Below are 8121 nucleotides of genomic sequence, written 5' to 3' on the forward strand. Positions count from 1 at the left end.
AATGGCTCGGCATGCAGCCCCGACATGGTTCTCGTAAGAGACAAAACCGTACGGCCGCACTCATCGCGGCTTCACTGGTCCTGGTGGTGACCGCCCCCACCACGGCCGCCGCACAGTCGGCGAGGTTTGCCGAAAAGGGTGAAACACCCACGGGTGACCGGACATTCAGCTCATCGTTCGAAGCGAACGAAAAACAGCCGGACTGGCGCAATACCGTGGAAGAGGGTCCGGACGGGAAGAAGCGGGCATCGGGTATCGACGGCGGCTTCTCCGCCGGAATACCGGGCAATGTCACCGACAAGGTCACGGATCTGCGCGCCAGCGGCGAGAACACCGGCGGCGGCGAGGTGAAGGAGAACCTGGTCGACGGGGAGTCCTCCTCGAAGTGGCTGACCTTTGAACCCACCGGCTGGATCGAGTTCGACCTCGTCGAACCGGTCAAGGTCGTGACATACGCGCTTACTTCGGCCAATGACCACGACGAGCGCGACCCGAAGGACTGGACCCTTCAGGGCTCCGCCGACGGCAAGACCTGGAAGGACCTCGACTCCCGGACCGACCAGTCCTTCTCCGAGCGCTTCCAGACGAAGTCGTACGACTTCTCGAGCGACACGGCCTACCAGCATTTCCGCCTGGACATCACGAAGAACAAGGGCGCCTCGGGCATCACCCAGCTCGCCGACGTCCAGTTCTCCGACGGCAACACCAGCACCCCCGCCCCCGAGGAGATGCGCAGTCAGATCGACCGCGGCCCGTCCGGCTCGCCCACCGCCAAGGCCGGCGCGGGCTTCACCGGAAAGAAGGCTCTGCGGTACGCGGGTACGCACAAGCCGGACGGCCGCGCGTACTCGTACAACAAGATCTTCGACGTCGACACCGCCGTCACCCGGGACACCGAACTCTCCTACCTCGTCTACCCGCAGATGGGCGAGACGGACCTCTCCTACCCCGCCACCCATGTCTCGGTCGACCTGGCCTTCACCGACGGTACGTATCTGAGCGATCTCGGCGCCACCGACAGCCATGGCGGTCAGCTGACCCCGCAGGGCCAGGCCGACGCCAAGCGGCTGTACGTCAACCAGTGGAACAAGGTCGCCTCGCGCATCGGCACGGTCGCGGCAGGAAAGACCGTCGACCGGATCCTGGTGGCGTACGACTCCCCCAAGGGCCCGGCGAAGTTCCAGGGCTGGATCGACGACATCAAGCTCGCCCCCAAGGCCCCCGAGCAGCGCCGCGCGCACCTGTCCGACTACGCGTCGACGGTCCGCGGCACCAACTCCAGCGGCGGGTTCTCGCGGGGCAACAACTTCCCCGCCACCGCGGTCCCGAACGGCTTCAACTTCTGGACGCCTGTCACCAACGCCGGCTCGACGAGCTGGCTGTACGACTACCAGCGCGCCAACAACGACGACAACCTGCCTACTCTCCAGGCGTTCAGCGCGAGCCATGAGCCGAGCCCCTGGATGGGCGACCGGCAGACGTTCCAGCTGATGCCGTCGGTGGCCAAGGACGAACCGGACGCCTCCCGCACGGCGCGCGCGCTGCCGTTCAAGCACGAGAACGAGACGGCGAAGCCGCACTACTACGGTGTGACGTTCGAGAACGGTCTCAAGGCCGAGATGACACCGACCGACCACGCGGCGCGGATGCGGTTCACGTACCCCGCTGACGACGCGTCCGTCGTCTTCGACAACATCTCCAACGACGGCGGGCTCACCCTCGACCCGGGGACCAGCTCCTTCACCGGTTTCTCCGACGTGAAGAGCGGCCTCTCCACCGGCGCCACCCGGCTCTTCGTCTACGGCGTCTTCGACGCCCCGGTCACCGCGAGCGGCAAGCTCAAGGACGGCGGCGGTGACGACGTGACGGGCTACCTCCGCTTCGACGCCGGCAAGGACCGTACGGTCAACCTCCGCCTGGCCACCTCGCTGATCAGCATCGACCAGGCGAAGCAGAACCTCGCCGCGGAGATCCCCGCGTCCCGTTCCTTCGGCCGCGTCGAGGACCAGGCACAGCACGCCTGGGACGACATCCTGGGCAAGGTGGAGGTCGAGGGCGCGGACGCCGACCAGCTGACGACTCTCTACTCCAGCCTGTACCGCCTGTATCTCTACCCGAACTCGGGCTTCGAGCAGGTCGGCGGCAAGGACCAGTACGCCAGCCCGTTCTCGCCGCAGATCGGCCCCGACACCCCCACCCACACGGGTGCGAAGATCGTCGACGGCAAGGTGTACGTCAACAACGGCTTCTGGGACACGTACCGGACGACGTGGCCCGCGTACTCCTTCCTCACGCCGAAGAAGGCCGGCGAGATGGTCGACGGCTTCGTCCAGCAGTACAAGGACGGTGGCTGGATCTCCCGCTGGTCCTCCCCCGGTTACGCCGACCTGATGACCGGCACCTCGTCGGACGTCGCGTTCGCGGACGCCTACGTCAAGGGCGTGAAGTTCGACGGTGAGGCGGCGTACGAGGCAGCCCTGAAGAACGCCACGGTGGTTCCGCCGTCGTCGGGTGTCGGCCGGAAGGGAATGGAGACGTCCCCGTTCGCGGGTTACGCGAACACGTCGACGCACGAGGGTCTGTCCTGGTCGCTGGAGGGCTACCTCAACGACTACGGCCTCGCGCAGATGGGCCAGGCGCTCTACAAGAAGACGAAGAAGGAGCGGTACAAGGAGGAGTCGGAGTACTTCCTGAACCGGGCTCGCAACTATGTCGAGCTGTTCGACTCCAAGGCGGGCTTCTTCCAGGGCAGGGACGCCAAGGGCGACTGGCGGGTCGCCTCCGACAAGTACGACCCGCGCATCTGGGGCTACGACTACACGGAGACGAACGGCTGGGGCTACGCGTTCACGGCCCCGCAGGACAGCCGCGGCCTGGCGAACCTGTACGGCGGCCGGGACGGCCTGGCCAAGAAGCTCGACACGTACTTCTCCACCCCCGAGACGGCGGGCCCTGAGTTCGTCGGCTCGTACGGCGGTGTCATCCACGAGATGACGGAGGCGCGTGACGTACGGATGGGTATGTACGGCCACAGCAACCAGGTCGCGCACCACGTCACGTACATGTACGACGCGGCGTCGCAGCCCTGGAAGACCCAGGAGAAGGTCCGCGAGATCCTCGGCCGTCTCTACACGGGCAGCGAGATCGGCCAGGGCTACCACGGCGACGAGGACAACGGCGAGCAGTCGGCCTGGTACCTCTTCTCCTCGCTCGGCTTCTACCCGCTGGTGATGGGCAGTGGCGAGTACGCGATCGGCTCTCCGCTCTTCACGAAGACGACCGTCCACCTGGAGAACGGGCACGACCTGGTGGTCAAGGCCCCGAAGAACAGCGCGAAGAACATCTATGTGCAGGGCCTGAAGGTCAACGGCAAGAAGTGGACGTCCACGTCGCTGCCGCACGACCTGCTCGCCGAGGGCGGTGTCCTGGAGTTCGACATGGGCGCCGAGCCGTCGGCGTGGGGCACGGGCAAGGACGCGGCCCCGACGTCGATCACCAAGGACGACCAGGTGCCGTCGCCGAAGAAGGACGTGCTGAAGGGCGAGGGCGCCCTGTACGACAACACGTCGGCCACGACGGCAACGGTGAACGGCCCGGTGGAGCTGCCGGTGCCCGCATCGACGAAGGCGGTCCAGTACACGCTGACGTCGGGCGCGGCGGCGAAGGCCCCGAAGGGCTGGGTCCTGCAGGGCTCGTCGGACGGCACGACCTGGAAGGACCTGGACAAGCGGTCGGCGCAGTCGTTCGCGTGGGACAAGCAGACGCGGGTGTTCTCGGTGAGCACGTCGGGAACGTTCGAGCACTACCGCCTCGTGCCCGAGGGTGAGGGGACACTGGCGGAGGTGGAGCTGATCTCCTGACCTCTGCACTCCTGTGAACGGCCGGTACCTCGGGTGAGGTGCCGGCCGTTCGTTCATCCCACGGTGCAGACGAACTCGCTCGTCGCGTGGCGTTCGTGACTGCGCCCGTGCGGCATCGCCGTCAGGAGCGGCGCGTACCGGCCCCGTCTCACTCCGGCGACTGCGCCGGCTCCGGCGCTGCCGCGCGGAAGAGACTCTCGGGAAGAGCCAGGTTCCAGGCGGTGATGACCGGATTCCCGTGCTCGGTGCCGAGCCGGGAGACGGCCCCCGTGGCGAGCTGGAACAGTGTGCCGCCGGACGGCGTCAGCCCCAGATAGCGAGCGGTGAATACGCGCAGGAAGTGGGAGTGCGCAACGAGGGCGATGTCCGCGTCCCCCAGTGATTCGGCGGCCTCCCGAATCTCGGTGAGCACCCGGTCGGCCCGCTCCCCCACCTGAGCCGGCGTCTCCCCGGGATGCGCGGCGGAGCCCGGGGCGACCCCGTCGGTCCACAGGTTCCAGGACGGCCGGGTGTGGTGGATCTCGGCGGTGGTCACGCCCTCATAGCCGCCGTAGTCCCATTCACGCAGATCAGGGGTGATACGGGGGGAGGCAAGCCCGGCAAGTTCGGCGGTGCGCCGGGCACGCAGGGCCGGGCTGACCAGGGTGAGTCCGATCTTCCGGTCGGAGATCAGCGGCACGAGAGCACGGGCCTGACGCTCACCGAGGGCTGTCAGCGGCAGATCGGTATGGCTCGTGTGCCGCCCGGACCGGGACCACTCGGTCTCGCCGTGCCGGATCAGAATCAACTCGCCCATGGGTGCCGTCCGCTCTCTGTTCTCCGCGCTGTTCGCGCCGCCTGCTGCGTAGCTTCGAAACTCGCTGATCCACGATCGCATTCCGGGCCGTCCACGCAGGGGCGGCCGGCAGGTCGTTTCGCGGCGCGGCCGCCCCGCATCCCGCTGTGTGCCGATCACGTGATCATCACGTAATGATGGGATGTCTTGTGCTGGAGGGGGGTGGCTCGTGAGATGTCTACGACAGTGGACGAGAGTGGGGCGGGGCATGCCGGATCCGGTGGACTATGTTGCGCGGCTGCGCGCGGAGCGCGAGGACGCGGGCCGGGAGGAGACGTTGCGGAGGGACCGGGCCCGGCGCCGGCTCAAGCGAGGGCTGGCCGGAGGCGCGGCGGCCGCAGCGCTGGTGGGGTTCGCGGTGTGGCTGGTCGGCAGCACGTCCGGAGAGCGGCCTGCCAACGAGCCATTCGCCGCCGGCCTGATGCCTGAGGGCACGTGGCCCGACGCGTGGCCGGCAACGACGAACATGCCGTTTCGGGGTTCGCACGCCGACGACTGGGCGACCGATGACACCGGTATCCAGGTGCCGGATGTCAAGGCCGTGAACGGAATACCGGAGGAGCAGGTTTTCGACGCGCTGAACCGGACCAAGGATTTCTTGATCGCGGCCAATCTGGATCCGGCCGTGCTCCATGGCGGATGGCCTGCCAAGGCCCTGGACATGCTTGACGCGCAGGACTCCTCCCGCGCCGGACTGATCCGCCATCTACGCAAACCGGGTGCGCAGGGCGGTGATCCCACCGAGATGTTCACCCGCTTCGACCCGGCAGAACTCCATGTGGTCGAGGACGGCATCAGAGTGCACGGCCGAATGACCTTCGAGGCCGGGAGCGAGCCGGGTCAGTTGCGCGTCCGAGCCGACTACACCTTCGTGTACGCGCTGGGAGCGGCACCGGGCGTCGAGCCGGGGCCGTGGAAGGGCACGGAGGAGGCGGCGCGCACAGTCGTGCGGCGGCAACTGGTCCTGGACCTCGACGAGCGAGCGGCACCCGGAAAGCTGGTTCCGGTCGAGTACCGGCGACTGCTCGGCAACCATGACTGCCGCACGGCGGACGGCTTCATCCACCCGTACTTCTCCAGGGAGGCGGCGCGGGCCGACCGGCCGTGGCCTGTCATCGACCCGTACGACTCCGGCAAGGACATCGCCGACGACCGGGACTGCATCGTGCCCTCGCGGACCTGATCAAACAGTTCCTCGGTCCGGGGCGGGGCCAGGGCGGGCCGGCGCTCACGGGCACCGGCTGGTGCGCCGGGCTGATTCAGTGCGGGATTCCGTCGATGAGTTCGCGGGCTCCCTGGCGCAGGAGGGCGACCGCGACAGACGTGCCGAGCGTGGCCGGGTCCAGGCGGCCTGCCCACTCGTGGGCGTTGAGGATCACCTTCCCGTCGGGCGTGAAGACCTTCGCCCGTAGCGACAGTTCGCCGGTGCCCTCGGTGCGGGCGTATCCGGCAATGGGGCTGTTGCAGTGGCCCTGCAGCACGTGCAGGAACATGCGCTCGGCGGTGGCCTCGCGGTGGGTGGCGGGGTGGCCGAGGCCGCTGATCGCGTCGATCAGCTCCGTGTCGCCCTCACGGCACTGGAGGGCAAGGATCCCGGCTCCGATCGGTGGGCACATCGCCTCGACCGACAGGACTTCGGTGATCACATCCGTGCGGTCGATGCGCTCCAGTCCGGAGACGGCCAGAAGCAGCGCGTCCGCTTCGCCCGCGGCGAGCTTGTCCAGCCGGCGGTTGGCGTTGCCCCGCATCGGCACGCACTGGAGGTGCGGGTGGGAGGCGGCAAGCTGGGCGCTGCGCCGTACGGAGGAGGTGCCGATCCTGGCTCCGTCGGGGAGCCGGTCGAGGGTGAGACCTCCGGGGTGCACGAGGGCGTCACGGATGTCGTCCCGTCGGAGGAAGGCCGCGAAGGTGGTTCCGGCGGGCAGCGGCCGGTCGGCCGGGATGTCCTTGACGCAGTGCACTGCGAGGTCCGCCTGGCCCGAGAGGAGGGCGGCGTCGACCTCCTTGGTGAACGCGCCCTTCCCTTCGACCTGGGCGAGATCACCCATCCACTTGTCACCGGTGGTCTTGACGGCCACGACCTCGGTGGCGGTACCGGGATGGAGGGCGGCCAGCTCGGCACGGACGCGCTCCACCTGGGCGAGGGCCATGGGTGAGTCGCGGGACACGATGCGGATGAGTTCAGGGGCGGACATGGCGCCCACGATAGACCGTCGGATGCAGGTTCCCGGGCGCACTGCGCGTACCCATGTCATCGCGGTGTCAAGCCAGTTGGAGCACTCGGGCAGGTGTGCGATCCGCTTCGGTGGCGTACCTGGCGCACCGTTCCGCGTCCGCCGGAGGCCGCCGGTGAAATTCATGGGCCCAGCAGCGGTACCGGGAGGCCTTGCTGCCGTGCGCCTCGATTTTGATCGTGCACAAAACAAATCTGGCGGAATTATCGAGACATAAGTGGAATGGTTCGCCTGTTCGTCCCATTTGAGTGCCGCCGGGAGCAGCCCGAAGCCGTCACGTTGCCCCTATGTGACTGATGTGTCACGGAGACGGGCTGGCGACGAGCGCCGCGATGCAGTATTAGTACTGTCAGTAAACAAATCGGTCGGTCGGCGGTGCAGCCGTCCGAGCCCTCGTCGACAAGAGGCAGATTCATGTCGGACCGCTTCACCCCCTCCTCCGCGGACAAGTTCACCTTCGGTCTCTGGACCGTCGGCTGGCGCGGCAACGACCCCTTCGGTGACGCCACCCGTCCCGCGCTCGACCCGGTCGAGTCCGTCGAGCGACTGGCGGAGCTCGGTGCGCACGGTGTGACCTTCCACGACGACGACCTGATCCCGTTCGGCTCCTCGGACAGCGAGCGGGCCGCGATCATCACGCGTTTCAAGGACGCTCTGGACCGCACCGGTCTGAAGGTCCCGATGGCGACGACGAACCTGTTCACCCACCCGGTGTTCAAGGACGGCGGCTTCACCTCCAACGACCGCGACGTGCGCCGCTACGCGCTGCGCAAGGTCATCCGCAACATCGACCTCGCCGTCGAGCTCGGCGCCGAGACCTACGTGGCCTGGGGCGGCCGTGAGGGCGCCGAATCCGGTGGCGCGAAGGACGTGCGGGTCGCGCTGGACCGGATGAAGGAGGCCTTCGACCTGCTCGGCGAGTACGTCGTCGAGCAGGGCTACGACCTGCGGTTCGCGATCGAGCCGAAGCCCAATGAGCCGCGCGGCGACATCCTGCTGCCCACCGTCGGCCACGCCCTGGCGTTCATCGAGCGCCTGGAGCGCCCGGAGATGTACGGCGTGAACCCCGAGGTCGGCCACGAGCAGATGGCCGGACTGAACTTCCCGCACGGCATCGCCCAGGCCCTGTGGGCCGGCAAGCTCTACCACATCGACCTCAACGGCCAGTCCGGCATCAAGTACGACCAGGACC

The 8121-nt window shown here is 67.8% G+C and carries 5 protein-coding genes; 3 read left to right on the forward strand and 2 right to left on the reverse strand.

Annotated features, from left to right (window positions below; translation table 11 throughout):
• Positions 1–11 precede the first annotated feature (11 nt).
• On the forward strand, positions 12–3860 hold the full coding sequence (locus ACWCP8_RS25535; protein WP_451118368.1) for a GH92 family glycosyl hydrolase: 3849 nt from the start codon (positions 12–14) through the stop codon (positions 3858–3860).
• A 148-nt stretch (positions 3861–4008) separates the two neighbouring features.
• On the opposite strand, the gene ACWCP8_RS25540 is transcribed toward ACWCP8_RS25535, so the two are convergent.
• The gene (locus tag ACWCP8_RS25540; RefSeq protein WP_451118370.1) at positions 4009–4656 is read right to left on the reverse strand and encodes a histidine phosphatase family protein; all 648 of its coding nucleotides are present in this window, start codon (positions 4654–4656) and stop codon (positions 4009–4011) included.
• Between the two features lie 259 nt (positions 4657–4915).
• Between ACWCP8_RS25540 and ACWCP8_RS25545 the strand changes: the two genes are divergently transcribed.
• A complete protein-coding gene (locus ACWCP8_RS25545) occupies positions 4916–5878 on the forward strand; it encodes a hypothetical protein (RefSeq protein WP_451118372.1) in 963 nt (320 codons plus the stop codon).
• A gap of 76 nt (positions 5879–5954) precedes the next feature.
• On the opposite strand, the gene hemC is transcribed toward ACWCP8_RS25545, so the two are convergent.
• Positions 5955–6890 carry a hydroxymethylbilane synthase gene (gene hemC, locus ACWCP8_RS25550; protein ID WP_352264744.1) on the reverse strand — a complete coding sequence of 312 codons (936 nt, stop codon included), beginning with the start codon at positions 6888–6890 and terminating at the stop codon, positions 5955–5957.
• Between the two features lie 453 nt (positions 6891–7343).
• Between hemC and xylA the strand changes: the two genes are divergently transcribed.
• The coding region (gene xylA, locus ACWCP8_RS25555) for a xylose isomerase (protein ID WP_451118374.1) at positions 7344–8121 on the forward strand (778 nt) is incomplete at its 3' end.

It is taken from the genome of Streptomyces sp. NPDC002206 (assembly GCF_053593595.1).